This window comes from Pseudoxanthomonas sp. CCNWLY206-1, from assembly GCF_039710385.1.
Classification (GTDB): domain Bacteria; phylum Pseudomonadota; class Gammaproteobacteria; order Xanthomonadales; family Xanthomonadaceae; genus Pseudoxanthomonas_A.
On the sequence record NZ_JBDKXI010000003.1, the window covers coordinates 86183 to 111046 of the forward strand.

General features: G+C 62.5%; 22 protein-coding genes. 10 read left to right on the forward strand and 12 right to left on the reverse strand.

The features are described from left to right. Positions 1 to 133: 133 nt before the first annotated feature. The 7 genes from AADW18_RS07940 to AADW18_RS07970 form a co-directional block, all read right to left on the reverse strand. Complete coding sequence (locus AADW18_RS07940) at positions 134 to 1015, reverse strand: carbon-nitrogen hydrolase family protein (RefSeq protein ID WP_337342833.1); 882 nt, start codon at positions 1013 to 1015, stop codon at positions 134 to 136. After that, on the reverse strand, positions 1015 to 1614 hold the full coding sequence (locus tag AADW18_RS07945) for a GNAT family N-acetyltransferase (RefSeq protein WP_337342834.1): 600 nt from the start codon (positions 1612 to 1614) through the stop codon (positions 1015 to 1017). The genes AADW18_RS07940 and AADW18_RS07945 overlap by 1 nt, the downstream gene beginning before the upstream one ends. A 133-nt stretch (positions 1615 to 1747) precedes the next feature. After that, entirely contained in the window at positions 1748 to 2182 is a 435-nt protein-coding gene (locus AADW18_RS07950; protein WP_337342835.1) for a hypothetical protein, read from the reverse strand. Positions 2183 to 2206: 24 nt separating this feature from the next. Beyond that, complete coding sequence (gene creD, locus AADW18_RS07955) at positions 2207 to 3577, reverse strand: cell envelope integrity protein CreD (RefSeq protein ID WP_337342836.1); 1371 nt, start codon at positions 3575 to 3577, stop codon at positions 2207 to 2209. Positions 3578 to 3772: 195 nt separating this feature from the next. Continuing rightward, on the reverse strand, positions 3773 to 5203 hold the full coding sequence (gene creC / locus AADW18_RS07960; RefSeq protein ID WP_337342837.1) for a two-component system sensor histidine kinase CreC: 1431 nt from the start codon (positions 5201 to 5203) through the stop codon (positions 3773 to 3775). A 266-nt stretch (positions 5204 to 5469) separates the two neighbouring features. Continuing rightward, the gene (gene creB / locus AADW18_RS07965) at positions 5470 to 6147 is read right to left on the reverse strand and encodes a two-component system response regulator CreB (RefSeq protein ID WP_337343295.1); all 678 of its coding nucleotides are present in this window, start codon (positions 6145 to 6147) and stop codon (positions 5470 to 5472) included. Between the two features lie 55 nt (positions 6148 to 6202). Then, positions 6203 to 6898, reverse strand: a complete 696-nt coding sequence (locus tag AADW18_RS07970) for an NAD(P)H-dependent oxidoreductase (RefSeq protein WP_337342838.1) — start codon at positions 6896 to 6898, stop codon at positions 6203 to 6205. A 100-nt stretch (positions 6899 to 6998) separates the two neighbouring features. Here AADW18_RS07970 and AADW18_RS07975 point away from each other — a divergent pair, with 100 nt between their 5' ends. Then, positions 6999 to 7994, forward strand: a complete 996-nt coding sequence (locus AADW18_RS07975) for a LysR substrate-binding domain-containing protein (protein ID WP_337342839.1) — start codon at positions 6999 to 7001, stop codon at positions 7992 to 7994. Continuing rightward, on the forward strand, positions 7991 to 8845 hold the full coding sequence (rlmJ, locus tag AADW18_RS07980) for a 23S rRNA (adenine(2030)-N(6))-methyltransferase RlmJ (RefSeq protein WP_337342840.1): 855 nt from the start codon (positions 7991 to 7993) through the stop codon (positions 8843 to 8845). The genes AADW18_RS07975 and rlmJ overlap by 4 nt, the downstream gene beginning before the upstream one ends. 88 nt (positions 8846 to 8933) lie before the next feature. Here the strand turns inward: rlmJ and AADW18_RS07985 are convergent, their stop codons facing one another. From AADW18_RS07985 to AADW18_RS08005, 5 genes are all read right to left on the reverse strand, one after another. Then, positions 8934 to 9293: a DUF3325 domain-containing protein gene (locus AADW18_RS07985; RefSeq protein ID WP_346842726.1), complete on the reverse strand. Its 360-nt coding sequence runs from the start codon at positions 9291 to 9293 to the stop codon at positions 8934 to 8936. Next, positions 9290 to 10837, reverse strand: a complete 1548-nt coding sequence (locus AADW18_RS07990) for a PepSY-associated TM helix domain-containing protein (RefSeq protein WP_337342842.1) — start codon at positions 10835 to 10837, stop codon at positions 9290 to 9292. The genes AADW18_RS07985 and AADW18_RS07990 overlap by 4 nt, the downstream gene beginning before the upstream one ends. 10 nt (positions 10838 to 10847) lie before the next feature. Beyond that, positions 10848 to 11183 (reverse strand): DUF3649 domain-containing protein, encoded by a 336-nt coding sequence (locus AADW18_RS07995; RefSeq protein ID WP_337342843.1) that lies wholly within the window; start codon positions 11181 to 11183, stop codon positions 10848 to 10850. A 14-nt stretch (positions 11184 to 11197) separates the two neighbouring features. Beyond that, a complete protein-coding gene (locus AADW18_RS08000) occupies positions 11198 to 13354 on the reverse strand; it encodes a TonB-dependent siderophore receptor (protein WP_337342844.1) in 2157 nt (718 codons plus the stop codon). A gap of 432 nt (positions 13355 to 13786) precedes the next feature. After that, complete coding sequence (locus AADW18_RS08005; RefSeq protein ID WP_337342845.1) at positions 13787 to 14719, reverse strand: cation diffusion facilitator family transporter; 933 nt, start codon at positions 14717 to 14719, stop codon at positions 13787 to 13789. A 110-nt stretch (positions 14720 to 14829) separates the two neighbouring features. On the opposite strand from AADW18_RS08005, the gene AADW18_RS08010 reads away from it, so the two are divergent. The 8 genes from AADW18_RS08010 to aqpZ all read left to right on the forward strand — a co-directional run bounded on the left by AADW18_RS08010 (position 14830) and on the right by aqpZ (position 24666). Further along, entirely contained in the window at positions 14830 to 15375 is a 546-nt protein-coding gene (locus tag AADW18_RS08010; RefSeq protein ID WP_337342846.1) for a GNAT family N-acetyltransferase, read from the forward strand. A 258-nt stretch (positions 15376 to 15633) separates the two neighbouring features. Then, positions 15634 to 19137: a transcription-repair coupling factor gene (gene mfd, locus AADW18_RS08015; protein WP_337342847.1), complete on the forward strand. Its 3504-nt coding sequence runs from the start codon at positions 15634 to 15636 to the stop codon at positions 19135 to 19137. Between the two features lie 38 nt (positions 19138 to 19175). After that, positions 19176 to 19922 carry an alpha/beta hydrolase gene (locus tag AADW18_RS08020; protein WP_337342848.1) on the forward strand — a complete coding sequence of 249 codons (747 nt, stop codon included), beginning with the start codon at positions 19176 to 19178 and terminating at the stop codon, positions 19920 to 19922. Positions 19923 to 19958: 36 nt separating this feature from the next. After that, positions 19959 to 20498, forward strand: a complete 540-nt coding sequence (locus AADW18_RS08025; protein WP_337342849.1) for a phosphoglycerate mutase family protein — start codon at positions 19959 to 19961, stop codon at positions 20496 to 20498. Positions 20499 to 20851: 353 nt separating this feature from the next. Next, positions 20852 to 21715, forward strand: coding sequence for a DNA ligase (locus tag AADW18_RS08030; protein WP_337342850.1), 864 nt, complete (start codon positions 20852 to 20854; stop codon positions 21713 to 21715). Positions 21716 to 21978: 263 nt separating this feature from the next. After that, complete coding sequence (gene nfi, locus AADW18_RS08035; RefSeq protein WP_337342851.1) at positions 21979 to 22686, forward strand: deoxyribonuclease V; 708 nt, start codon at positions 21979 to 21981, stop codon at positions 22684 to 22686. 125 nt (positions 22687 to 22811) lie between these two features. Continuing rightward, positions 22812 to 23675 (forward strand): pirin family protein, encoded by an 864-nt coding sequence (locus AADW18_RS08040; protein WP_337342852.1) that lies wholly within the window; start codon positions 22812 to 22814, stop codon positions 23673 to 23675. A gap of 268 nt (positions 23676 to 23943) precedes the next feature. Then, positions 23944 to 24666: an aquaporin Z gene (gene aqpZ, locus AADW18_RS08045; protein WP_337342853.1), complete on the forward strand. Its 723-nt coding sequence runs from the start codon at positions 23944 to 23946 to the stop codon at positions 24664 to 24666. Positions 24667 to 24864: the final 198 nt, after the last annotated feature.

The following is a 24864-nucleotide window of genomic DNA, read 5'->3' on the forward strand; positions in this document are numbered from 1 at the left end:
CGGGGTGTTTGCTTTTTTGCGTAACTTTTTAATCTCGGTTGTGGGCGCGCCGTCCGTCGCTATTAAGCTTTATCGGTAAAGCTTCATCGCGACTGACGTCGCTCCTACAAGGAGAAATTCTCTACAAGGACATCTACAGCAGCTTCACCTGCGCACGAGCAATCCCCGGCGCCAGCTGCCCCATCCAATCACGGTCATTGGCGACCTGCGCGTTGACGCGGTTTGCTTCCAACGCAGCGAAATCAAGATCGGCGATGGCCCACACCTGGTCGCCTCGCGTCTGTGCCAGCACACCATCAGCGGGAAAGCCCGCGTCCATTGGCGCGAAGATCGCTGCCTCCCCGGTATTGGCGTCCAACGCCGGACTCCAGGGTGCTTCTCCGGCGGTGACCGATTGCGCGACAAACATCCGGTTTTCCAGCGCGCGCGCCAGGCAGCCGACACGCACGCGCGTAGCGCCCGCTTCGGTGTCGGTACAACTGGGTACCAGCAGCAAGCGCGCACCGGCCTCGTACTGCGCGCGAACCGGCAATGGGAACTCGCCGTCGTAACACACCGCTATTCCGGCGCGAATATTTTCGGCTTCAAAGGCATTCAATTCATCGCCGCCTTCGATCACCGCTGCGGATTTTTCGAAGCCGGTCAGCTGCAACTTGTCCTGCCAGGCGTGCGTGCCTTGAGGCGTGAACCAATAGCTGCGATTGCGATAGCATCCTTGCGCCTTCGCCAGCAAGAAGGTGCCGGCGACCACATGCATTCCGGTTTCGCTCGAAAGCCGCGAGAACAGCGTCAGCCAGTCGGCGTGATGTACCTGGATAGCCGCCAGCGAAGCGTGCAAGTCGCCTTGAACGGAAGCCTCGAACGTGGCACCCAGCTCCAGCGATAAGTACTCCGGCAACACGGCAATACGGACATCCCGTGCAGCCGCGTCCACTAACAGCCGAGCCTGCTTCTCCGCGAAGTCGCCGAACGTGGCGGGCGCGCTCACCGGATACTTCGCCACCGCGATTTTCATCATGCCTCCAGTGGTCGCAGCCAGAATGTCAGCGGATGGACGATCTCGCCCTGCCCGGTCTCGAACCACGGCAAGTACATTGTCATATCTTTCCTGCGCTCGTAGCCACGCTTGTGCCAGAAACCGTCGTTCGAACGGAAGCCGGCCGGACGACGGGGATCCGCCTCATTGCGGTCCACCGCGCAGAATGCGGTCCAACGGAATCTCCCCAACGCACGCGCATGTGCTTCACGATGATCGAAGAAGGCATGACCGATGCCACGACCGCGATACTGCGGCAACAACACCGATTCGCCGAAATAAAACACTTCCTTCGCCGCGATGCCAGTGTTCACGAAAGGCAGTTGGAACGCTTCGGTGTCGTCGATCAACGGCAATGCGGTGGAGGCACCAATTACGCGATCGCCCACCGTGGCAAGGACGAACAGGCTATCAGGCGAGTTGGCATACGGAGCCAAATAGTTCCGCTCGGAACCTTCATCGCCCTCATACAGATAAGGCCAATCGCGGAACACTTCCACGCGCAGACGCGCTACGTCTTCGAGATACGGCAGGATGCCCGGTCCGCGAAAAAGGCCGATAGTGTGCGGAGAATTCATCCTTGAACTCTACCGCACGCCACCGGCCGGGGCGAGATGGCGGCGCGCATCGATGACGGGATGCATGCTGCTTTCAGAACGCGATGGCGCTGCGGCTCCTCCGGCATCCATATGCTGATTCCAGCCCTCTGCTTTAATCGCACCAGAGATAGAACGCGAGGCGCTGCGAGGGAATCACGACCAGCAAAGCCTTGCCGTCGTTCTTCGCGGTGAAGTATGCCTCCGTGACATCAGGCGTCGGCTCCGCGGCTTTGGGGAGCCAAACGCTTGACCATCCCGCAGGTAGCATTGCTTTTCGCCAGGCTCGATAAGCAAATGGCGCTCGCCGGCGACCGAGGCCTTCCCTGGCCTGGACCGCATCCTTGAGATAAGCCAGAGGATCGTCGGCCATCGCCACCGCGGCTTCTTCCGTCAGGCGATAGACAAGCGCGCCACTCGATTTACGCCGCAATGGAAACAACAACTTCGACAAGGCGTAAGGATCATCATCCGCCACCACCCCGGACGTCCGGATGGCCGGCGGCAGTACTTTGACTGCACGCCGGTGCAAGGTGAAGTGATCAAGCATGACGCTCCTCACGCGTAGTGCCACTCAGCGCAATGAGGCACTCAGGTCATACCAGTCGACCTTGCGCGTCACCCACATGATCACCGCCAGAATCCCGAACAGCATCAGCGAGCCCATCAGCAATGCGTTGTCCTCGGAGACCAGCAAGCCGTAGAGCACGCCGTACAGGGCGGTCAGCATCGTGGCGAAGCCTGCCGCGCGCAGCCAGCTTTTCAATACACCGGATAGATAGACGAATTGCAGGCCGATACAGGCGACCGCCGAGATCAGGTAGGCCTTCCAGAAGTCGATGTGTTCGGACAGGCTGAGCAGCAGCAGGAAGAAGATCGCAAGCGCCAGACCGACCAGCAGATACTGCAACGGATGGATGGGTAGCCGCTTTATCAGTTCGAAAAGTGCGAATCCAACGAACGTCAGCACCACGAACAGAATGCCGTACTTGCTGGCGCGATCGGCCTGGGTATATACATCGACGGGATCGACCAGGCTGATATCGACGCTGTCCAATGCGCTGTTGTTGGGTTCGTCGGAGGGCATCGTTTCAGCATAGGCGCTGGAATCGCGGCGGGTCAGCTTGCCGGTTTTCGTGGCCAACTGGCTCTGCGCCGCACTTGCCAACGAGGAGATTTCCCAGCTGGCACTGAAACCGTCCGCACCGATTTTGCGATCATTGGGCAGGAAGCGCCCGCCGAACAATGGGTGCGGCCAAGCCGAATGCAGGGCGATATGGTTGCTGTCACCCAGCGGCGCAATACCCAGCGATTGTGTGCCAGCCAGTGTCAGGTCCATTTCCAGCCGGCTTGAAGGCAGGGCGATTTCACTCTTCGCCAGCATGGCGTGCATGCCGCCCATCCGGTCGGCCATGGCGCCTGTGCCCGCCTCCAGCGCCAACGGCGTGCCGTCCATTTTCAAGGTGGGCGTGCCGACGAAACCACGCACGTCGGCGACACCCAGGACCACATAGGGATCGCCGTAAACGCGGCCGGAGACTTCGGTGAATGGCAGCGCGTCGAACTCGGCCTTGATCTTTGCCTTCAGTTGGAACACGCGCACGTCGTACAACCCTATCCTGCGCTTGTCAGGCTTGAGTCCACCATCGATGCTCAGACGCTTGGGTGTCTGGTAGACATAGCCTTCGGTGACTTCATCGCGTATCTCAGGCTGGCCGTCGGCATTGGTTGCGTTGACTTTGCGAACCGCCCGCCATGGCACGACGCGCAACGGCCCGACCACTTGCTGTGGTCCGGCCATGCTTTGCGACACCCGCTCCACCGCCTGAGCCCGGTAGCGTTCGCGATCGCTGATGGTGCCGCGGATCATCATCAAGGGAATCAGCAACAGCAGCACCAAACCGCCGATGGTCAGGAAACGTAACAGCAAACGTAAAGACTTCATGGATTTCGCCCCGGTTGAACACGGAACGAAGTCTGGCGACGCTGTGTGGTGGCGGTTTGAGCGGAGTTTGAAGTCTGTGTGAAGTTTGCGGCGGGATTCCTTTCACGTTGTAGGAGCGACGTAAGTCGCGATGAAGCTTTCATGGGAAAACTCATCGCGACTTACGTCGCTCCTACAAGGGCAGGATACGTTCGCCTACACCACGGGCAAGCGCAATGTAGCCAGCGCCCCGCCCTGCTCCAGATTGCGCAGATCGGCTTCGCCACCATGCAGCCGCGCCACTTCGGCGACGAACGGCAGGCCCAATCCGGAGCTGCGCGGCTCGCCACCAGGCCGCGGCAACGAATAGAAGCGTTCGAACACCCGGGAGCGGGCATAGTCGGGAATACCCGGGCCTTGGTCGCGCACCCGGATATCCAGCATGCCGTTGGCGATTTCACTGGACAGGACAATTTTCCCGCCACGCGGCGAGAAAGCGATGGCGTTATCGAGCAAGTTGGATAGCGCCTGGCGCAGCAGATAGGCGTCGCCTTGGACGACCGCCTTTGGGTCTTCGATGTTCACCGACAACACCAAATCCGCCGCGGCCAACGTGGTCGACACGCCTTCCCCCGCCTCCACCAGCAGTGATGCCACATCGACCGGTTCGTGCTTTTGCAGCCAACCGTGCTGTTCCACTTCGGCCAATGCCAATAGCTTGTCGATGGTTTCAGTCAGCCGTTGCTGCTGCGTCTGGATGTTATGGGCGAAGCGCTTGCGATCTTCCTCGGGCAATGGCTCCTGCAAAAGTTCGGCCGCACCGCGAATGGCCGCCAGCGGACTCTTCATCTCATGTGTCAGCGATTGCACGTACTGCTCGACGTACGCCTTGCCTTCCAGCTTGCGGCGCATTTCTTCGACGGCGCGGCCCAGGTCGCCGATCTCATCACGGCGAGGCGGCGGCGGCGGCGCAGGCTTGCCGGCACTGACCGCTTGCGCGTATCGGTTCAGGCGCTGGATGCCATGCACCAGCCACCACGTGATCAATGCGCCGATCAAGGCCGACAAGCCAATCAACCACCCGCCTTGCCGCATGATGGCGCGTTGGCTGGCGGCGATGAAAGGATCGATGGTGCGATTGGGCTGGGCCACCGTCAGCACACCGATCAACTTGTCGCCATCGCGGATCGGCGCTGCCACATGCATGACGGTGCGAGTTGTATCGTCCGGCGTTTCCGGACTGGAACGGGCGCCGTATTCGCCACGCAAGGTGCGGTAGACATCGTTCCAGCGGGAATTGTCACGACCGACGTCGCGGCCTTGCGAGTCATAGACCACCACGCCGCGCGTGTCGGTGACGGTCACGCGATAGTCCAGATGGCGCTTGGGAAAGCGCCAAACTTGTGCGTTCAGATCGCGAAGGCTCGCTTCATCGATGCGCCGCGCGAACTCGCCGTTCGCAATGCGGCCTGCCTTCATGTCGTCAGCGGCCATTACTGCCAGCACATTGGCGGCGTCGACCAGCGTCGATTCCATCGCCTGGCGCACGCCGGGCTTCACTTCGTTGACGAAAACGCGCATCACGAAGAATGCCGCCAACCCCACGATCAGGAAGAACCCCAGGAACAAGCGCAGGCCTAGGCGCATTAGGGCCTGTTAACGCTATTGGGATAGGTCACGTTGTTTCCCCGCCGTGCCAGGGGCTTGTGCGTGGCGCAGCGACAGGCTGGCTGCCTGTTCAAGCCACGCGCGAGTTCCTGGCGAGGCGGGGAAGCAACCCGGAGGGCCGCAACCCAGTGCATGCGGGACTGCGTCATCACTCGGGCATGGATCGGCATACATTTCCTCCTTCTTCCTTGCCCCGCACGCGCTGGATCGCGGCGTGGCCCATCCCAATAGCATTAACAGGCCCTCTAAACCTCGATGGCGTAGCCGATGCCGCGGTGGGTGCGGATCGGGTCCGGATCGGCGCCGGCGGCACGTAGTTTGACCCGCAATGTCTTGATATGCGTATCGACGGTTCGGTCGGTACTGTCGGCATCGCTGTCCCAGCCGCGATCCATCAGCTGCGCACGGCTGAGGATCGCGCCGGGCCGTTGCAACAGAGCCGCCAGCAGTGCGTATTCGTAGCGGGTCAACTCCAGCGCCTGCCCGCGGAAACGGATGCGGTGGCCTTCTTGGTCTATGGCGAAGTCGCCCTGCACCGCCCAATCCTTCGCCTCGGTGCCGGCATGACTGCGACGCAGCCGCGCACGTACTCGCGCCACCAGTTCGCGGGGCGAGAACGGCTTGACCATGTAGTCATCGGCGCCCAATTCCAAACCCAGCACCCGGTCGATCTCGTCGTTGCGGGCAGTCAGGAAGATCACCGGCACGTCGCTGAATCCGCGCAGTTCGCGACAGACATCAAAACCGCTGACATCCGGCAATCCGACATCCAGCACCACCAGGTCCAGGCCGCCAGCGCGCAGCCGGGGCACCACGTCGCGGCCCAATAAACAGTGCTCCGCATTCAGTCCCTCACTGCGCAGGGCATACAGCACCGCGTCGGCGATGGCGGGTTCGTCTTCGGCAATCAGGATCGTCGGCATGCCGCGCAGGATATAGGGCAATGGCGCCGGCAGGCCATCCAGGGCGTGTCATCCCTCAGGCGCACGCCGACGCCGCGACCACTTCATCGGCCAACACCTCCACCCAACGATCCACTTCGGCTTCGGCGCTCCGCAACGATTCCGCCAGGCGCTCATCGGCGAACTCGTCATACTCCACTGCCACGCTGGCGGCGTACTCGATCCCAAGGTATTGCAACGGCGTGGCGACGCCGCTTTCCACGTGATTCGTGTGCGCCAGCCGCTGGCCTGGTCCATAACCAAAATCACCGCGCGAACTGAAAATGACCAGGCGCTTGCCCTGCCCGGCAAGCATGGGCCAATAGGGATCGCCTGGCCGCGCACGATCGAATCCGAACGTGCGCCCTACCCTGACCACGTTATCTATGTAGGCCTTGAACTGCGCGGGCATGCCGAAGTTGTACATAGGCACCCCAGCGACAATCAGATCACTGGCCACCAGCTCATCCACCAGCTGATCGCTTTCCGCCAGCACCTCCTGCATCCACGGCTCCCGCTTGTCAGGCGGGGTGAACGCGGCATGGATCCAATCGCCTGTGACCGGCGAAGGAGGCGAAGCGCCGATATCGCGATATGTCACCGCGTCCTCGGGCCGCAACGCGCGCCATCGTTCTATGAAACGCGCGCTGAGCCTGCGTGTGTGAGAGCCATGGGCTTGTTGATCGGAACGACCCGGCCGGGCACTGGCATCCAGATGCAGAATCCTGAACATATCTCACCTATGATTGAAGTGGCAGGGATAAGAAACTCCCGTTGACGCCATGATTCCAAGCCTCACACACTAAGAAAAGCGATGATTTCTTTGCCATAAGATGAAAAAAATTCACCCTAAACAGACTCACCCTGGACGGCAGCTGCCGCCGCTGGGCTCATTGAGGGTGTTCGAGGCAGCCGCGCGCCATCTCAGCTTCCGGCACGCGGCCGACGAACTGGCCATCACGCCCACCGCCGTCAGTCATCAGATCCGGGCACTGGAAGAACGCCTGGGCGTACCGCTGTTCAAGCGCCAGTCCCGCGCAGTGCGGCTCACGCGCGCGGGCGAAACCTTGTTCCCCGTGGTGCGCGGCGCACTGGACGATATCGCGCAGACGCTGGACGGCTTACGGCCGGGACACGCGCGCCCCATCGTCACGCTATCCGTCACCCGGGGATTCGCGGCGCGCTGGCTGGTACCGCACCTGTCCGGCTTTGCGGCAACGGGCGCGGAGATCGACCTGCACCTGCATGCTTCCGACGAACCGGCCGACCTGCACAACCATCGCGCGGATCTGGCGGTGCGCTACGGCAGTGGCCATTACCCGGGCCTGAGCTCGGAATACCTGTTGCCCAACGAGTTCCTCGCCGTCGCCAGCCCATGGCTGGGGCCTTTGGAACCCGCGCAACTGGCGCGTACCTCCATCCTGACCTACGACTGGCGCATGCAGGATGAGCAAACACCGGACTGGCCGCGCTGGTTCCGCGAGGCCGGATTGGCGATGCCTAAAAAAGGGATGCGTTTACTGCATTTCTCCGACGAAGCACACGCCATCCAGGCAGCGATCGCTGGACAAGGCGTGGTGCTGGCCAATCGCGTGCTAGTGGTGGATGAACTGAACAACGGAACGCTGCAAGCGTTGCCCGGTCCGGTGCTGCGCGGGTTCGACTCGCACCTGGTTTGGCCAACCAGCCGTGATGCGGATCCTGCGTTGTTGCGTGTGCGGGAGTGGTTGAAAAGCGAGGCCGTGGCCTGCCAGATTCACAGTTCTGCTTCCGCGAAGAAGCCGCCCGGGAGCCGCCATGGAGACCGACCGCGTAGACTGACGCCATGAACTATCGCCACGCCTTCCATGCCGGCAATCATGCCGACGTTCTTAAACACACCACGCTGCTGGCACTGATCGACGCGCTGAAACGCAAGGATTCGCCGTTCTTCGTGCTGGATACCCATGCCGGACGCGGGCGCTACCTGCTGAGCGCGGTGGAAAGCCGTAAGACGGCCGAAGCCGATGCCGGCGTCCTGAAGCTGATGGGCGAGCCGAAAGCACCCGAAGTGCTGGAGCGCTACCTGCGTGCCGTGCAGGCCATCAACCCGGTCGGGGCGATGGTCGCCTACCCCGGCTCGCCCCTGCTGGTGGCGCAGGCGTTGCGCGATCAGGACCGGATGGCCGCCTGCGAACTGCAGGAAGAAGAGGCGCAGGCGCTGAAGGAATTGTTCGCACACGACATCAAGGTCGCCGTGCACGCGCGCGACGGCTACGCCTCCATCAAGGCACTGCTGCCGCCCAAGATCGGCGACACCAAATTCGCCCGTGGGCTGGTGCTGATCGACCCGCCTTACGAAGTGCAGGATGCCGAATACCCGCAAATCATCGCCACCCTGCGCGAGGCGATGGCACGCTGGCCGAACGCCATGTATGCCGTGTGGTACCCCATCAAACTGCGCCGCAGCCTGATGCATTTCTTCCGCAAGGCTGAAGCGCTGCCGGCGAAGTCTGCCCTGTTGGCGGAACTGCAGATCCGTCCCGATGATTCCCCACTGCGCCTCAACGGCAGCGGCATGCTGATCCTCAACCCGCCGTGGCAGTTCGACCAGACCCTCGCCCCTGCGCTACCCATGCTGAAACGCGTACTGGGCGAAGCCCGTGCCTCCACACGGCTGGAATGGCTCAAGAAGGAATAGGTGGGAGCGGCGTCCCGCCGCGAGCTCTTCCCATCAGATTGCGATAACGGCACAGAGCTCCTCGTAAATCCCTCCCTGTGGGAGCGACTCACGTCGCTCCCACAAGAGCTACAGCCGCGAATACTGCAACCGGAGCTAGCCACGCCAATCGCACCGCCCAACGCGCGGCGAACGGCAACAGCAGCGCCCACACCAATGCCGCCAGCATCAGGGCACAGCCCCAGAGCACCGGACCGAACTCCCAACCGATGGCATACACGCTGATCGCGAATGCCAGCATCAACGCAAACCAGCCGCCGACACGCAGCTTTCTGCGCCGCGCTGGCGATGGTGCATCGCCGAAGAAATCCCGGTGATGACGTTCCATGCCCAGGCACAGCAGGCACCAGCCGGCATAACACAGCGCCAGTGCGATCACCAAGATCAAACTCGGGTTCATGGCATTCATCGGGCTTCCTCCGCTGTGCGCAGTGCAGCCGCACGTTGCCGTGCAGGCATCTTGACGCGACCCACGCGCCACGCCATCAACCCGAACAGCACACCCAGCATCAAAACCGTTAGATCAACCGCGGCCATCGGCCAGTCACCATTCGCCAACGTCGCGCCCAGGTGGCGATCCGATGTGGTGAACAGGTTCAGCAGCGGCAGTCCGCACAACAACACGGCTGTCGCCGCGAACAATTCGCGCCACGCACGCTCCGGCGTGCGAACTCGCAGCACGGCCCACAAAGTCGCCACAATCCAGACGGTGCCGAACGCATAGATTTCCCAGGTCGTGCGGCCGGCGAGTTCCATTGGGACCAACCGGTTGGCCCACAGCATCGCGGCCGTCGCAAGCGGCATCCCGGCCACCACCCCAAGATTGAGCACCCGCACCAAGCCATAACCGGAAATAGCGCCGGCTTCCGCTACCCGTTTCTCGCGCTTCTCCAGCCACACCTGCAGACCACTGGCCAGCATCACGCAACCTGCCAGGCCCAGCAGGAAGTACAGCCAGCGATAAAGACCGCCACTGCCGAACTGCGCCATGTGCAGTCCACCGAGGAACTGGTACGTGTGGTATGCCGAACCGGGTTTCGGCCCTTGTGCCATGAACTCGCCAGTGACGCCATCGTAATAAGCCGTACGATGATTCCAGGCGACATGGCGCGAGTGATCCAACCCGATGCTGACCACCGTCGAGGCGTCATCTGGATGCTCGACGGAAACCAGCCAGGGTTCGCCACCGAGACGTTCGCGTGCATCGGCCAGCATCGGCGCCAGCGGCGCACGCTTGGGAATTGGCTGGTGCATTTCTTCGCGATGCGGATGCGGCGCCAGCTCGTCGAAGAACGCCTCCATGTCGCCTTTGTAGACCAGATGCACGCCGGCCAACATGTAGGACGACACGAAGATCGCCACGCCGGTGTAGGCGATCATCAGATGAAACGGCAGACCCAGCACGCCGGTGATGTTGTGCCCATCCAGCCATGCACGCTGGCCGCCGGCGCGCGGACGGAAGGTGAAGAAGTCCTTGAAGATGCGCCGGTGGATGATCACTCCGGTGACGATCGCCACCAGCATCATCATCCCGGCCAGACCGACCAGGTACATGCCGATGGTGCCCGCATGCAGGTTGTAGTGCAGCGTGAAGAAAAATTCGCCGCCCGCGCTGTCCGGCAGTTTCTCGCCACTGCGGGGATCATAACTGTGCGTGGTGAACTCGCGGCCTACATCCCAGCCACCCGCTTTGATGGCTGGGTAACGCGGATGCGGCGTGTATAGGTACCACACGTGTGCCGAAGGATCTTCGCGTTCCAGTCGCTGCATCACCGTGTCCATATTCGCGTCGGCCGTTACCTGCGCCGGCACGCCGGGCCGCGTCCAGCGATCCAGTTCTGCATCGAAGCACGCAATGGTGCCGCCGACGAAGATCACGAACAGCAGCCAGCCGATGATCAAGCCCGACCAGGTGTGCAGCCACGCCATGCTTTGAGTGAAACTGTTCTTCATGCTGGCGTCCTCAGATACGCGCGGCTTGTTCGGCGAGCAGATAGGCGGTCGCGTTGAGCGCACCGCCTACCGTTAGCAGCACCCACCACGCGCGCCACGCACTACGTGCCGCGAATGCGTACACCACGGCCGCGCACCAGACCGCGAAGCACAGCAGGCTGGCGGTGACCACGCGATCGACGCGCGACATGGGCAACACCAGGATCAGGAACGCGGTGCTGCCCCAGGCGACGAAATAGCCGCCGAACAGCGCCGCCAGCACGCGCGAAGTGATACCCCAGCGAGAGGCGCCGCGTGGCCGAGGTTTCGCTGCCGGGCCCGAATCGGGGTGGGTGGCGGTCTGCATGATCTTCTCCTGGCTTACCAGCGATAGTTGGCCGATAGATTTACGCTGCGCGCATAGCCGCCGTAGCAGACGTTGTTATCGCAGCTGATCGAATATTCGCGATCGAACAGGTTGCTGGCGGTCAGCGCGAAATGCCAGTCGCGCCACGGATAGCGCACCGAAGCATCCACCAGCGTGTAGGCGCCGGTGCGGACCTGCACGCGTTCCGCCGGATTCATCAGCGAGCCGCCGGTATAGAGCGTCTCACCGACATAACGCACGCCCGCCCCCACCTGCAGTCCGGACGCTGGCCCGGAAGGCAGTGTGTAGTCGAGGAACAACGAAGCCGAATGTTCCGGCACGCGCGGCAACTGCGAGCCTTCATCGATCATTCCACCGTTGTTGAGTACTTCCGTATCGAGATAGGTATACGCAGCGGTCAGGCGCGTGTTGGCGGCGATCTCCGTATTGATCTCGGCTTCAGCGCCTCGCGAACGGCTTTCGCCCACCTGGACCTGCTGCATCGGATTAGCGGGATCGGTCACCACCATATTCTCGCGGCGGAGATCGAACAGCGCGCCACTGATCAGTACCGAACTGCCGATCGGCTGCCAACGCACACCCAGTTCCACCTGGCAGCCGGTTTCAGGCTTGAAGCCGCTGCTGTAAAGCGGCGAAAAACTTTCGCTATAGCTCAGGTACGGCGCGAAGCCACCTTCGGCCAGATACACCAAACCTGCGCGGCCACTGAACGCGTAATCGGTGGTGGACGTCGTGCCTTCGATCTTCTGCCGCGCCTCGTCGTAACGGCCACCCAGCAGCAGCACCCAGCGATCATCGAACTTGATGTGGTCCTGCAGATACAGACCGACCTGACGCCCATCGGTCACCATGCGCGCACCAGGCGGCACCGTCACCGGACTGCCGTAGACCGGATTCACCAGATCCAGGTTGGCCACATAAGGCAGACCCGTCACCGGATCATTGCCGCCCGTGTACACACCGTATTCGTCATTCTCGATGCGCTGCACGTCGATGCCTGCCAACACCGTGTGATGCACGCGGCCGTGGCCAAAGCTCGCCTGCAACGAGGTATCGATGACAACGCCGCGCGACAGCTCATCGCGCAGCAAGACGTAGCGGGTGACTTCGGTAGGCTGCGCCAGGTTGAAGCCGACGATGCCGATCGTCCCGTAATCCAGTTCGGTGCGGTTGTAGCGGGCGTTCTGTCGCAACAGCCACGTCTCGTTGAAACGGTGCTCGAAGGTATAGCCGAAGGTGGTGTATTCACGGTCGAAACGATCAAAACTCGGTTCGCCCAGGTAGCGGTCGCGCGGCACGTCATAGTCCAGGCCCAGCAGATCGCGAACGCCGGGCCCCGGCTGGAAAGAGAAGTTGTAGCGGCCATCATCCTTCTGCCAAGTGGCTTGCAGATCGAGCGAGGTCGATTCGCTGCTCCATGCCAGCGATGGCATGAGCAGCCAGCGGCGATTTCCCGTGAAATCGACTTGGTCATCGGCGTCGCTGCCCAGGGCGACCACGCGATAGCGCCACCCGTCGCTGAGCGCGCCGCCGAAGTCGGTGCGCAGGCTGACGCGGTCGTAATTGCCGTAGCTGACGCCGACCTCGTTGACCTGTTCGCCCGTCGCGCGCTTGCTGACCTGGTTGATCAGACCACCTGGACCGCCGGCGCCGTACATCACGCCGGCCGGACCCTTCAACACTTCGATCCGCTCCAGTGCGTACGGATCCAGGCGCGGCGCACTGAACGTGCCGCTCTGCTGGCGCAGACCGTCGCGAAACATATCGTTGACCGCGCTGAAGCCGCGAATATCCATCCAGTCGTAACGGGCATCGAAGCCGTAGGGCAGGCTGATGCCGGCGGTGTAGCGCAGTGCCTGTTCGACCGTGGTGGCGCCGCGCTGTTCGATCTGCTCACGCGTGACCACGCTGACAGACTGCGGAATCTCGCGCAGCGGTGCGTCGACCTTGGCACCTACGCGGCCACCCTCCAGGTCATCGATACGGGCACCGACCACCTCGACCGGCGCCAGCTCGGTGGCCTGATCGGCATCGGTGCTTTCAGCCGCCGCCAGCGGCGCGGCCAGCGCCATCTGCAAGGCAAGCACCAGCGGCGTAACACGGAAAAGGAAAGGACGGAAACTGAGGCCTGATTTATCGTTATTTTTCATTGGTTTTATCGGGAAATTCTTCACTGGAAGATAGGAAAAGATTCCCGCCGCCCCTCCTCGACGGCCCACCTGCTGAAAAAGAACGCCAACAACACAACGGCGATTCATTCTCAACGGCATATGTAAATCATTCTCATTAAAACCCGAACGTCCGTACGGGTCAAGCGGCAGAGAACCACGTAGAGCGGAGCTGCGCCTCGCGATGGCACCGTGTCGGTAGCAGTGAGGCCGTCGCAACGGCAGGCGATAGCGAACAGCCGCTTAGAAGGGCTTCTCGTAGAGCAAAAATTGTTTGGCTGCCTCTCGGGACCACGCTGCCTTATGTGTGAGTGCTCGCGAAGAGCAGCGGAACAAGCTCCGCTCTACGAGAAGCCCGCAGCTTCGCCCTACGGGGTCACCCGCAGCAAAGCATTGCGCTTGGCCGGGTTCCAACTAAACCGGCGCGGCAGCACCGGGTTCTGCTTCCCGGTCCGGCTCGAAGAAGCTCCAGCGCACCACGGGGAACTGCTGCTTGAGTTCGATTTCCACCCGATCGATGTCGCTCAACAATGCCTGAGCACTGACGGTTTCCTTCATCACCGCCTGTACCGAGACCACCACATCGTTGCCCATCTGCATGGTGATGACGTGGATCAGCTTGCTGATCTCCGGGCGCTTGCCGAGCCATTCGCTGATCTGAGATTCCAATATCGGGTCAGCGCTCTGGCCGATCAGCAGGGCTTTGACTTCTATCGCCACCAACACCGCAACCACGATCAACAACACACCGATCACTATCGTGCCGATCGCATCCCAAATGGGGTTGCCGGTGATCACCGACAGCAGCACCGCCGCCAATGCGAACACCAGACCCAGCAGCGCGGCCAGATCCTCACCGAAAATCACCACCAGCTCGGCCTGTCGGCTGTCGCGGAACCAACGCCACAGCGAACGTTCGCCGCGTGATTTGTTCACCTCCTGCATGCAGGCGCGCATCGATACTGCCTCGGCCGCAATGGCGAACACCAGCACGCCCGCCGCCCACCACCATTGATTCAATGGTTCTGGGCTCTGAAACTTGTGCACGCCTTCGTAGATCGAAAACATGCCACCGACGCTGAAGAGCATCACCGCGACCAGGAACGACCAGAAGTAGATGGCGCGCCCGTAGCCCAGTGGATGGTCCGGTGAAGGAGCACGGGTCGCCTGCCGCAGCCCCAACAGCAGCAGCAGCTGGTTGCCGCAATCGGCCAGCGAGTGCACGGTCTCCGCCAGCATGGCGCTGGAACCGGTCACGAAGGCCGCTACCCCTTTGGCCACCGCAATCGCAAAGTTCGCGCCCAGCGCAAAAAGAATCGCCCGCGTAGAATCGCCGCCGCCTGCCATGGAAAGCTCCCTCTTTGGTGAATGCCGGCAGTCTAGCAAGCGAATGTGATTCGTCGTGTAGGCGGACTAGAACAATCTTTCACAGGGCCCATGGGAGTATCCAAGACCATATGACCGCGCCGAAACGACTCCCGCCCTGGCACGAACGCTTCCGCCTCCCCAGCGGCCGGGAGCTGTTGATTCGCCCGATCCGTCCCGAGGACGCCGGCCCCATTCAAGGCGCCTTCTCATTGCTGGGGCCGGAGGAGATCCGCCAAAGGTTCTTGTACGCCCTGACCGAGCTGACGCCGGAAATGGCGCACCGGCTCAGCCATCCGGATCCGCAGACAGAATTCGCGCTGGTCGCCGCCGAGCCGCTTCCTCCTGGCGAAGCCCTGGTAGGCGCGGTCGCTCGCGCATCCGTTACCTCACGTAGCCGCGATGCGGAATTCGCCATCTTGGTCAGCCATTTCATTGCCGGCCAGGGGCTGGGCCGGCACCTGATGCGCCGGCTGGTGAAATGGGCCAAATCCAAGAAGCTGGAACACCTGTACGGCGACGTGCTGGACAGCAACCAGCCCATGCTGCAATTGGCCGAATCGCTGGGATTTCACCGGGTACGGGAACACGACACGCCGGGATTGGTGCGCGTGGTCCTTAATCTCGAAGACCAATAGTCGTATTGGCCGCTTTTGCTCTTTGAGTATCCGCCCGCGTTGAGGAAGAGCTCGCGGCTGGAAGCCGCTCCTGCAAAGGAACACGGGTGGCGGTCTTGCGGCGATAGCGGCAGGTCACGGTCGCTCCGATCTAAGCGAAGTCTGCTGACATGGGCTGGCACAGCGACCGGCTAAACTAAGCTCCCTTTCTTGCGCTGGGCGTGAACGCGTCCGGCGCTGCTGCCGTTTTGTGTGCCGATGCCTGCCGATTCCAAATCCATGCGTTCCCCCCTTCCCCTGCTACCCAAGAGCGGCCAGCTGCGTGCCTGGTGGCGCGCACCCGCCTCTCCTACCGCGCTGGCGTGGTTCCTCGCCCAGGCCGCCGAAACGCACGATGGGCCACTGTTGGCCGTTGCTCGCGATACCCAGGGCGCGCATCAGTTGGAAGCCGACCTGCATACGCTGCTGGGCACGCGTGATGACATGCCGGTGCTGCCGTTCCCGGATTGGGAAACCCTGCCCTACGACCGCTTCAGCCCACACCCGGACATCGTGTCGCAGCGCTTGGCGGCACTGCACCGCTTGCCCACGCTGAAGCGCGGCATCGTGGTGGTGCCGGTTCAAACGCTGATGCAGCGCCTGCCGCCGTTGCGCTACGTAGTGGGCGGCAGCTTCGATTACCGGGTCGGCCAGACGCTCGATTTCGACGCCGAGAAGCGGCGGCTGGAAGCAGCTAGCTACCGGCATGTGCCGCAGGTGCTGGATCCGGGCGATTTCGCGGTGCGCGGCGGATTGCTGGATGTCTATCCGATGGGCGCCGAGGCGCCGCTGCGGATCGAGCTGCTGGATGACAGCATCGACTCCATCCGCGCCTTCGACCCGGAATCGCAGCGTTCGCTGGAGAAGACCGATGCGGTGCGGATGTTGCCAGGCCGCGAGGTTCCGTTGGACGAAGACGCGATCGAACGTGCCCTGGCCACATTGCGAGAGCGTTTCGACGTGGATACGCGCCGCAGTTCGCTATACCAGGACTTGAAATCCGGCCTGGCGCCGGCAGGCGTGGAGTACTACCTGCCGCTGTTCTTCGAGCAGACCGCCAGCTTGTTCGATTACCTGGGCGAGAAAGTGCTGCCACTGCTGGCGGACGGCGCTCACGGCGCCGCCGATGCGTTCTGGGCACAGACCCAGAATCGCTACGAGCAGCGCCGCCATGACATCGAACGTCCGCTATTGCCGCCGGAAGAGTTGTATCTGCCTCCGGATACCTTGCGCGAGCGACTGAATCAGAAGCCACGCATCGAGGTTTGCGGCGCCGATCATCCGCGCCATACCGAAGCGCAGGCATTGGGCGAACAGCCCCTGCCGCCGTTGCCGATCGCCGCCAAGGACTCAGCACCGGGCGAAGCCTTGAAGTCCTTCCTGGCGCACTACCCCGGCCGTGTGTTGATCGCCGCGGACTCGGCGGGCCGCCGCGAGGCGTTGCTGGAAGTGCTGCAGGCAGCGGAACTCACGCCTGAAGTCGCCGGAAGCTTTACCGGATTTCTATCAGATCGTCATCCCCGCGGAGGCGGGAACGACGATCTAACTGCTATCACGCTTCCACGCTTCGCCATCACAGTCGCTCCACTGGAAGACGGTTTCGCACTGGATGAACCGCGCGTCGCGGTACTCACCGAACGCCAGTTGTTCCCAGAGCGCGCCACCCAGACGCACCGGCGCAAGCGCACCGGGCGCGAGCCCGAAGCGATCATCCGCGACCTGGGCGAATTGAGCGAAGGCGCGCCCATCGTGCACGAGGATCACGGCGTCGGCCGTTATCGCGGGCTGGTGGTGCTGGAGGCCGGCGGCACGCCCGGCGAATATCTGGAGATCGAGTACGCCAAGGGCGATCGCCTGTATGTCCCGGTTGCACAACTGCACCTGATCAGCCGCTATTCCGGCGCATCGGTGGAAACCGCGCCGCTGCATTCACTGGGCGGCGAAGCCTGGACCAAGGCGAAGAAGAGAGCCGCGGAAAAAGTCCGCGACGTGGCCGCCGAACTGCTGGAAATCCAGGCGCGCCGGCAAGCCCGCGCGGGATTGGCATTGCCGTTGGACCGCGCGATGTACGAACCTTTCGCCGCCAGTTTCCCGTTCGAAGAAACACCGGACCAGCATCACGCCATCGAATCGGTGATTCGCGACCTGGGCAGCAGCCAGCCCATGGATCGCGTGGTTTGCGGCGACGTGGGCTTCGGCAAGACCGAAGTCGCCGTGCGCGCGGCGTTCGCGGCCGCCAGTGGCGGCAAGCAGGTCGCGGTGCTGGTACCGACCACGCTGCTGGCCGAACAGCATTACCGCAACTTCCGCGACCGCTTCGCTGATTGGCCGCTACGCGTGGAGGTGCTGTCGCGCTTCAAGACGGCCAAGGAGATCAAGGCGGAGCTGGAGAAGTTGGCGGAAGGCAAGATCGACGTCATCGTCGGCACGCACCGCCTGTTGCAGCCCGACGTGAAATTCAAGGACCTGGGCCTGGTAATCGTGGATGAAGAGCAGCGGTTCGGCGTTCGGCAGAAAGAAGCGCTGAAGGCGCTGCGCGCCAACGTCCACTTGCTGACGCTCACCGCCACGCCTATTCCGCGCACCTTGAACATGGCCATGGCAGGCCTGCGTGATCTGTCCATCATCGCCACGCCGCCGGCCAACCGCATGGCCGTGCAGACCTTCATTACCCCGTGGGATCCGGCGTTGCTCCGCGAATCCTTCCAGCGCGAACTGGCGCGCGGCGGCCAGGTGTACTTCCTGCACAACGACGTGGAAAGCATCGGCCGGATGCAGCGCGACCTGTCGGAACTGGTGCCGGAAGCGCGTATCGGCGTTGCTCACGGACAGATGCCGGAACGCGAACTGGAACAGGTCATGCTGGATTTCCAGAAGCAACGCTTCAACGTGCTGCTGTGCACGACGATCATCGAATCGGGCATCGACATTCCCAACGCCAATACGATCGTCATCAACCGCGCCGATCGCTTCGGCCTGGCGCAGTTGCATCAGTTGCGCGGCCGCGTGGGCCGATCGCATCACCGCTCCTATGCGTATCTGGTAGTGCCTGAAAAACGCAGCATGACCGCCGATGCCGAACGCCGCCTGGAAGCCATTGCTGCCATGGACGAACTGGGTGCGGGCTTCACCCTGGCCACTCACGACCTTGAAATCCGTGGCGCTGGCGAACTGTTGGGCGAGGACCAGAGCGGCCAGATGGCCGAAGTCGGCTTCAGCCTGTACACCGAACTGCTGGAGCGCGCGGTGCGCTCGATCAAGCAAGGCCACCTGCCGGATGTCGACGTAGGTTACGAACACCGCGGCGCCGAAGTGGAACTGCATGTGCCGTCATTGATCCCCGACGATTACCTGCCGGACGTGCATACGCGCCTGACGCTGTACAAGCGCATCAGCAGCGCGCGCGACATCGACGAACTGCGTGACCTGCAGGTGGAGATGATCGACCGCTTCGGGCTGTTGCCGGATCCGGCGAAGTACTTGTTCGCCACAGCGGAACTGAAACTCACCGCTACCACATTGGGCATCCGCAAGCTGGAACTCGGCGAGAACGGCGGCCGTATCGTGTTCGACGCCAAGCCCAACATCGATCCGATGGCGGTCATCCAGATGATCCAGAAGCAGCCCAAGCTGTACGTCATGGATGGTCCGGACAAACTGCGCATCAAGGTACCGTTGCCGGAAGCGCCCGACCGTTTCAACGCGGCCAAGGGTTTGCTGACCACGTTGCGGCCGGCGGCCTGAGGCGCAACCTTCTTGTTTCCACATCATGGGTCTTACTGATGTCCGTTCCGACACCCATCGTTTTCGTGCACGGGTTGATAGGCACCTTGCAGGTGCCCGACCTGTCGATCCATTTCCGACCGGCAAAGACGCTGGCGCCTGATCTGCTGGGTTATGGCGGCCTGAAGGATGTGCCCGCGCACGAAGTGAATTTGCCGGCGCAAGTCGCCCATCTGGATCAGCTCATACGTCAGAACTTTGGCGACGAGCGGGTGCACCTGGTGGGACATTCCGTTGGCGGCGCGATTGCCGCGCTGTTCGCGCATGCGCATCCGAATCGGGTCGTGGATCTGGTCAGCATCGAAGGCAATTTCACGCTGAAGGACGCCTTCTGGTCAGCGTCTGTGGCACGCATGTCTCAAGAGGAAGCCGAAGCGATGCTGGAAGGCTTCCGTGCGGACCCGGCCGCATGGCTGGCGCGTGCCGGCGTGCCGGCCGAGCCGTTATTCGTCGAAATCGCAACGCGCTACCTATCGCAACAGCCCGCATCGACCGTGCATGCGATGGCGCGTTCGGTTGTCGAAGAAACCGGCTCGCCCGGCTATCTGCCGAAACTCCGCGAGGTCTTTTCGCGTCATCGCGTTCATTTGCTGGCGGGTGAACGTTCGCGGCCCGGTTGGGACGTGCAGGATTGGGCGCTGCGCCAGGCGAGCAGCATCGACGTCATTCCTGGTACCGGACACATGATGATGCTCGAACAACCGCAAGCCTTCGCCGCCGTGGTAAATAAAGCGCTTCAGCAATAGCAAGCTCCTGCTTCTTCATCCCGGAGGACCATCGCCATGCCAAAACGCGCGCTCCTGCATTGCTGCTTTCTTCTGGCCGGCCTGGTTATGTTGACCGGGTGCGCGTCGGTGCCAGCGCCCCGTGATGGCAACAGTGGCCGCAATGAAGTCAGCTTCATCGTCGTGCGCCACGCCGAGAAAGCCAGCGACGATCCCGAAGATCCTTCGCTTACGGCCGCGGGTCGCGAGCGCGCCGCCAGGTTGGCATCGCTGATAGCCGATGAATCGATCACCGCCGTATACGCCACCGAATTCCGCCGTACCCAGCAGACGGCTCTGCCCACCGCGAACCAGAACCACATGGATGTGACGCATTACTTCTCGAAAGGCCCCGCTTCCGAATTGGCCGCGCAGTGGCTGCGGCAGCACCGCCAAGGCGCGGTGTTGATTGTCGGCCACAGCAACACCGTGCCAGAGATCGTGGGCGCCCTGTCGGGACAGAACGTCGAACCGATACCGGACAGTCAGTTCAACCGCCTGTACCGCGTGGATATCGGTGCCGATGGTGTCGCCCGGCTGACGCAGAGCGAGTACTAAGGCAGAGTTTTCCACCGGCGCGATCTGCGTTGCACGCCACGCCCTTGTAGGAGCGACGTCCCGCCGCGAGCTCTTTCCCTAACCATCCGTCTGCACTCCCAAAGCCAAAGGTGCCGAGCGGCACGAGCAGCATGCGCCGCGCGCACGACGCAGGAAACCCGAGATTCACGCGATGCATGCATTGCACATGTGACCGCCAGCGCCCACATAAAAATCGGAAAACCCTGACACGCCGCTCAGACCACTTCAAATCCAAGCGGACGTAAGCTGCACCGGCATCGGGAAGGTGCCTGACGCGCACCGTCGGAATCCGGCATACGCCGACCTCCGATGCACATTCAAGGAGGAACCCAATGACTTTCCTGCGCACGCTTTTCCTGTTGCTCGCCTGCCTTGCGCCATCGGCACTCTGGGCGGTCGAGGGCGTACCGCCCCGATTGATGCTCGCCACGGATTACGGTGGTGCTAGCGACATTTCCAGTTACTGGATCAGCGAGAAACTGGACGGCGTGCGCGGCCGCTGGGACGGCCAGCAACTGTGGACCCGCGGTGGCCAACGCGTCTCGCCGCCGGCCTGGTTCACGGCCAAGTGGCCGAGCGTGGCGATGGATGGCGAACTTTGGATGGGGCGCGGCCGTTTCGATGACGTCAGTGCGCTGGTGCGTTCGATTCAGCCGGACGATGCCGCGTGGCACCAGGTGCGCTTCATGGTGTTCGATCTGCCGGATCATGGCGGCGTATTCGAAGCACGTGTCATGCAGATGCGGACGCTGCTGCCCGCCGCGGGCGTGGCATGGCTACAGCCCATCGCACAATCTCGCTTCGACGATGTGGAAAATCTCGATGCACGGCTCAAAGAAGTGGTCGCCGCGGGTGGCGAAGGGCTGATGCTGCATCATCGGAACGCGCGCTATGGGGCTGGCCGCAGCGGCAGCCTGCTCAAGTACAAACCTTTTCAGGATGCCGAGGCCCGCGTGATCGCCCATGCGCCAGGCAAAGGTAAGTATGTGGGGATGATGGGCGCGCTACTGGTCGAGTTATCGGATGGCAAACGATTTCGCCTGGGCACTGGTTTCACCGACGCGCAACGCACGGAGCCACCCGCTATCGGCAGCATGGTTACCTATCGCTACAACGGACTGACCTCCAAAGGACTGCCGCGTTTCGCGCGCTTTCTGCGCATCCGTCACGATCCGCCACCGCCAGACCCGCCGTGAACATCCGTGCAACGCGTCGGGCGATTCGTATCCAATACTCACTTCGAATCGCTCTTCAACAGCCGAATGGCCGTCATAAAACATTCCCGTCATCCCGGCGTACGCCGGGACCCTGCGCCTGTGCCCGGAGCCGCGTTGCCCAGTAGCGCTGCTGAGGAGCTTTCAATTGCCGAACGGCGGGTCATGACGTCTCGCCTGAATACCCCTGCGCATGCACGCCATGCAAACATCCCGGCGTTAACCTTATCCGCATGAATGACACGATGCGATCGGACGTATTCGGCGACTGGGACGGCAGCGTAGCGGCAGCGCGCGCGCTGCAGGCCGAACTCGCGCAGCGCGTTTCCTTGCGGGACGATTTCCCAGAGCCTCATCTGCTGGCGGGCTTCGATGTCGGCTTCGAGGACGAAGGCACCCGCACTCGCGCGGCCGTGGTGCTGTTGGATGCGCAGACGCTTCAGCCCATCGAGACGCATATCGTCCGCGTTTCCACGTCGATGCCGTATGTGCCGGGACTGTTGAGCTTCCGGGAGTTGCCGGCGTTGATGGAGGCGAGCTCAATGCTGACGCGCGCACCCGATCTGATCTTCGTGGATGGCCAGGGCATCGCGCACCCGCGCCGGCTCGGCGTCGCGGCTCACTTCGGTGTCGCCACCGGACTTCCCACCATAGGCGTCGCGAAAAAAGTCCTGTGCGGCAACTACGAAGAACCCGGCCCGCAACCCGGCGACCGCAGCCCCCTGCTGCATCGCGGGGAACAGATCGGCTGGGCGCTGCGCAGCAAACGACGCTGCAATCCGCTGATCGTGTCGCCGGGGCACCGCGTATCCATGGAAACCTCCGCGGCGTTGGTGCTGCGCTTCCTGGCTGGCTATCGCTTGCCGGAGCCTACGCGACTGGCTGATCGCTTGGCGTCGCGGCGCGGTGAAGTGAGCGTTCTGGCGTCATCGGGAAAGGCCGGTTTATTTTGATAGACCTGTCGCGGTATGCGGTACGCAATTCCCAATCCCGCACCCGATACGCAACGGATCGTTTCTGCAGCGACGACAGACTTCCGCCCTAGCTATGCCATCCTGCCAGCCACACAGGAGGCCCCATGACTACTCTCATTACACCCCGCATCCATGACCTGGGCGGCGGCTTCGAAGTGCGCCGCGCCGTACCCAGCCTGCAAGCCCGTAGCGTGGGGCCGTTCGTATTCGTCGACCACATGGGCCCGGCCATATTCGAGCCTGGGCGCGGCATCGACGTGCGGCCGCACCCGCATATCGGCTTGGCGACAGTGACCTTCCTCTGGGCGGGCGCGATCAACCACAAGGACACCCTCGGTTCGGAACAGGTGATCGTGCCCGGCGACGTCAACTGGATGACCGCTGGTCGCGGGATCGCGCATTCCGAACGCACACCGGCCAGCGAACGCGGCCAAGGCCATGCGATACACGGTATGCAGACGTGGGTGGCGCTACCCAAGAGGGACGAAGAGGTCGCACCCGAATTCCATCATCACGCCGCCGCGACGTTGCCGCAGTGGCGTCGCGATGGCGCTTTCGTGCGCGTCATCGCGGGCCGCGCCTTTGGCGAAGAATCGCCCGTGCGGGTATTTGCCGATACCTTCAACGTCGCCGTCGATCTGGTGGCCGATGCGGAATTGACCATCGACGATACCGCCGTCGAGCGAGCCCTGTACGTATTGGAAGGCGATGCGCAGTTGGACGGCGCGGACATTCCAGAGAAGCATCTGGTTGTGCTCGACCGCGGCGTTCGTCCGGTGCTGCGTGCCAAGACGCCACTCAAGGCGATGCTGCTGGGCGGCGAACCTTTGGATGCACCGCGCCATATGTGGTGGAATTTTGTGTCCAGTTCGAAGGAACGCATCGAGCAAGCCAAGCAGGATTGGCTCGAAGGCCGTTTCGGGCAGATCCCGGGCGAAACGGAATTCATTCCGTTGCCGGAGCGTTGATGTAAAGCACAACTGCCGGGGCAGATTTTTTCCGACGAGGGTAGGAGCGCCGTCTCGGCGCGAGCTCCCCGCTTAATCGCGACCTGATAGAAAGAGCTTGCGGCGAGACGCCGCTCCTACCGACGAGACGCCGCTCCAACAGGCCAGAACCCGCTATTACATAACGGTCGCAATATCACATAAAAACAAATACTTGCCCCCTTCCCCGCGTCTGGCTATGGTGCCTGCGCCGTCGGCCGACGGTTTGATCAACCTCAAGGAGATTCCGATGAATCTTGGCAAGAAGCTGGCGGCAGAGTTCCTGGGTACGTTCTGGCTGGTACTGGGTGGGTGTGGTAGCGCGGTGCTGGCAGCCAATTTCGGTGGCGATGGCAATCCGCTGGGTATTGGGTTGTTGGGGGTGTCATTGGCGTTCGGCCTTACCGTGCTGACCGGCGCGTATGCCTTCGGCCATACTTCCGGCGGCCATTTCAACCCGGCGGTCAGTTTCGGCCTCTGGGCGGGCGGCCGCTTTCCGGCCAAACAACTTCTGCCTTATGTGATCGCGCAGGTGATCGGCGGCGTTGCGGCGGGTTTCATCCTGCTGCAGATCGCCAAGGGCACGGCGGCTTTCGCCATCGATCCCGCAGCCGCCGGCGCGTTCGCCAGCAACGGCTACGGCGCTTTATCACCAGGCGGCTATTCGGTTGCTGCGGGCTTTTTGACCGAAGTGGTGCTGACCGCGTTCTTCCTGATCGTCATCATGGGCGCTACCCACAAGCGCGCGCCGGCGGGATTCGCGCCAATCGCGATCGGTCTTGCGCTGACCCTGATCCACCTGATCAGCATTCCGGTGACCAACACCTCGGTGAACCCCGCCCGTTCCACCGGCGTGGCGCTGTTCGCCGGCTCCGGCGCCCTGAGTCAGCTGTGGCTGTTCTGGCTGGCACCGATCCTGGGCGGCCTGATCGGCGGCATGCTCTACGGCTGGCTGGGCCGCGACGAAGCCTGATCCGTCGCCCGCTGGCCAGGCCTTCGCCTGCGCCAGCGGGTCCGCTCTCTTCAGGAAACACCTCTCAGGCGATCCTGCCTGCTCCAGTGATCCGGAATAGTTTCATCTGAAAGCAGACGAATCGATCGTCATCTCTGTCCTTCCCGCATTGAGAGGAAAGGCGCTCAAACCAGTTGAATACCGCTTCTATCAGGTTGT

Excerpts from the sequence above, each read along its gene's own strand:
- creB (WP_337343295.1), bottom strand. The coding sequence starts at position 6,147 with ATGCCGACGATCCTGATTGCCGAAGACGAACCCGCCATCGCCGACGCG.
- AADW18_RS08040 (WP_337342852.1), top strand. The coding sequence starts at position 22,812 with ATGACTACTCTCATTACACCCCGCATCCATGACCTGGGCGGCGGCTTC.
- AADW18_RS07970 (WP_337342838.1), bottom strand. The coding sequence starts at position 6,898 with ATGTTCAGGATTCTGCATCTGGATGCCAGTGCCCGGCCGGGTCGTTCC.
- AADW18_RS07995 (WP_337342843.1), bottom strand. The coding sequence starts at position 11,183 with ATGCAGACCGCCACCCACCCCGATTCGGGCCCGGCAGCGAAACCTCGG.
- AADW18_RS08025 (WP_337342849.1), top strand. The coding sequence starts at position 19,959 with ATGCCAAAACGCGCGCTCCTGCATTGCTGCTTTCTTCTGGCCGGCCTG.
- creC (WP_337342837.1), bottom strand. The coding sequence starts at position 5,203 with ATGCGCCTAGGCCTGCGCTTGTTCCTGGGGTTCTTCCTGATCGTGGGG.
- AADW18_RS07975 (WP_337342839.1), top strand. The coding sequence starts at position 6,999 with ATGAAAAAAATTCACCCTAAACAGACTCACCCTGGACGGCAGCTGCCG.
- AADW18_RS07990 (WP_337342842.1), bottom strand. The coding sequence starts at position 10,837 with ATGAAGAACAGTTTCACTCAAAGCATGGCGTGGCTGCACACCTGGTCG.
- AADW18_RS08020 (WP_337342848.1), top strand. The coding sequence starts at position 19,176 with ATGTCCGTTCCGACACCCATCGTTTTCGTGCACGGGTTGATAGGCACC.
- aqpZ (WP_337342853.1), top strand. The coding sequence starts at position 23,944 with ATGAATCTTGGCAAGAAGCTGGCGGCAGAGTTCCTGGGTACGTTCTGG.
- rlmJ (WP_337342840.1), top strand. The coding sequence starts at position 7,991 with ATGAACTATCGCCACGCCTTCCATGCCGGCAATCATGCCGACGTTCTT.
- AADW18_RS08000 (WP_337342844.1), bottom strand. The coding sequence starts at position 13,354 with ATGAAAAATAACGATAAATCAGGCCTCAGTTTCCGTCCTTTCCTTTTC.
- AADW18_RS07940 (WP_337342833.1), bottom strand. The coding sequence starts at position 1,015 with ATGAAAATCGCGGTGGCGAAGTATCCGGTGAGCGCGCCCGCCACGTTC.
- AADW18_RS08005 (WP_337342845.1), bottom strand. The coding sequence starts at position 14,719 with ATGGCAGGCGGCGGCGATTCTACGCGGGCGATTCTTTTTGCGCTGGGC.
- AADW18_RS07985 (WP_346842726.1), bottom strand. The coding sequence starts at position 9,293 with ATGAATGCCATGAACCCGAGTTTGATCTTGGTGATCGCACTGGCGCTG.
- creD (WP_337342836.1), bottom strand. The coding sequence starts at position 3,577 with ATGAAGTCTTTACGTTTGCTGTTACGTTTCCTGACCATCGGCGGTTTG.
- AADW18_RS08030 (WP_337342850.1), top strand. The coding sequence starts at position 20,852 with ATGACTTTCCTGCGCACGCTTTTCCTGTTGCTCGCCTGCCTTGCGCCA.
- AADW18_RS08010 (WP_337342846.1), top strand. The coding sequence starts at position 14,830 with ATGACCGCGCCGAAACGACTCCCGCCCTGGCACGAACGCTTCCGCCTC.
- nfi (WP_337342851.1), top strand. The coding sequence starts at position 21,979 with ATGCGATCGGACGTATTCGGCGACTGGGACGGCAGCGTAGCGGCAGCG.
- AADW18_RS07950 (WP_337342835.1), bottom strand. The coding sequence starts at position 2,182 with ATGCTTGATCACTTCACCTTGCACCGGCGTGCAGTCAAAGTACTGCCG.
- mfd (WP_337342847.1), top strand. The coding sequence starts at position 15,634 with ATGCGTTCCCCCCTTCCCCTGCTACCCAAGAGCGGCCAGCTGCGTGCC.
- AADW18_RS07945 (WP_337342834.1), bottom strand. The coding sequence starts at position 1,614 with ATGAATTCTCCGCACACTATCGGCCTTTTTCGCGGACCGGGCATCCTG.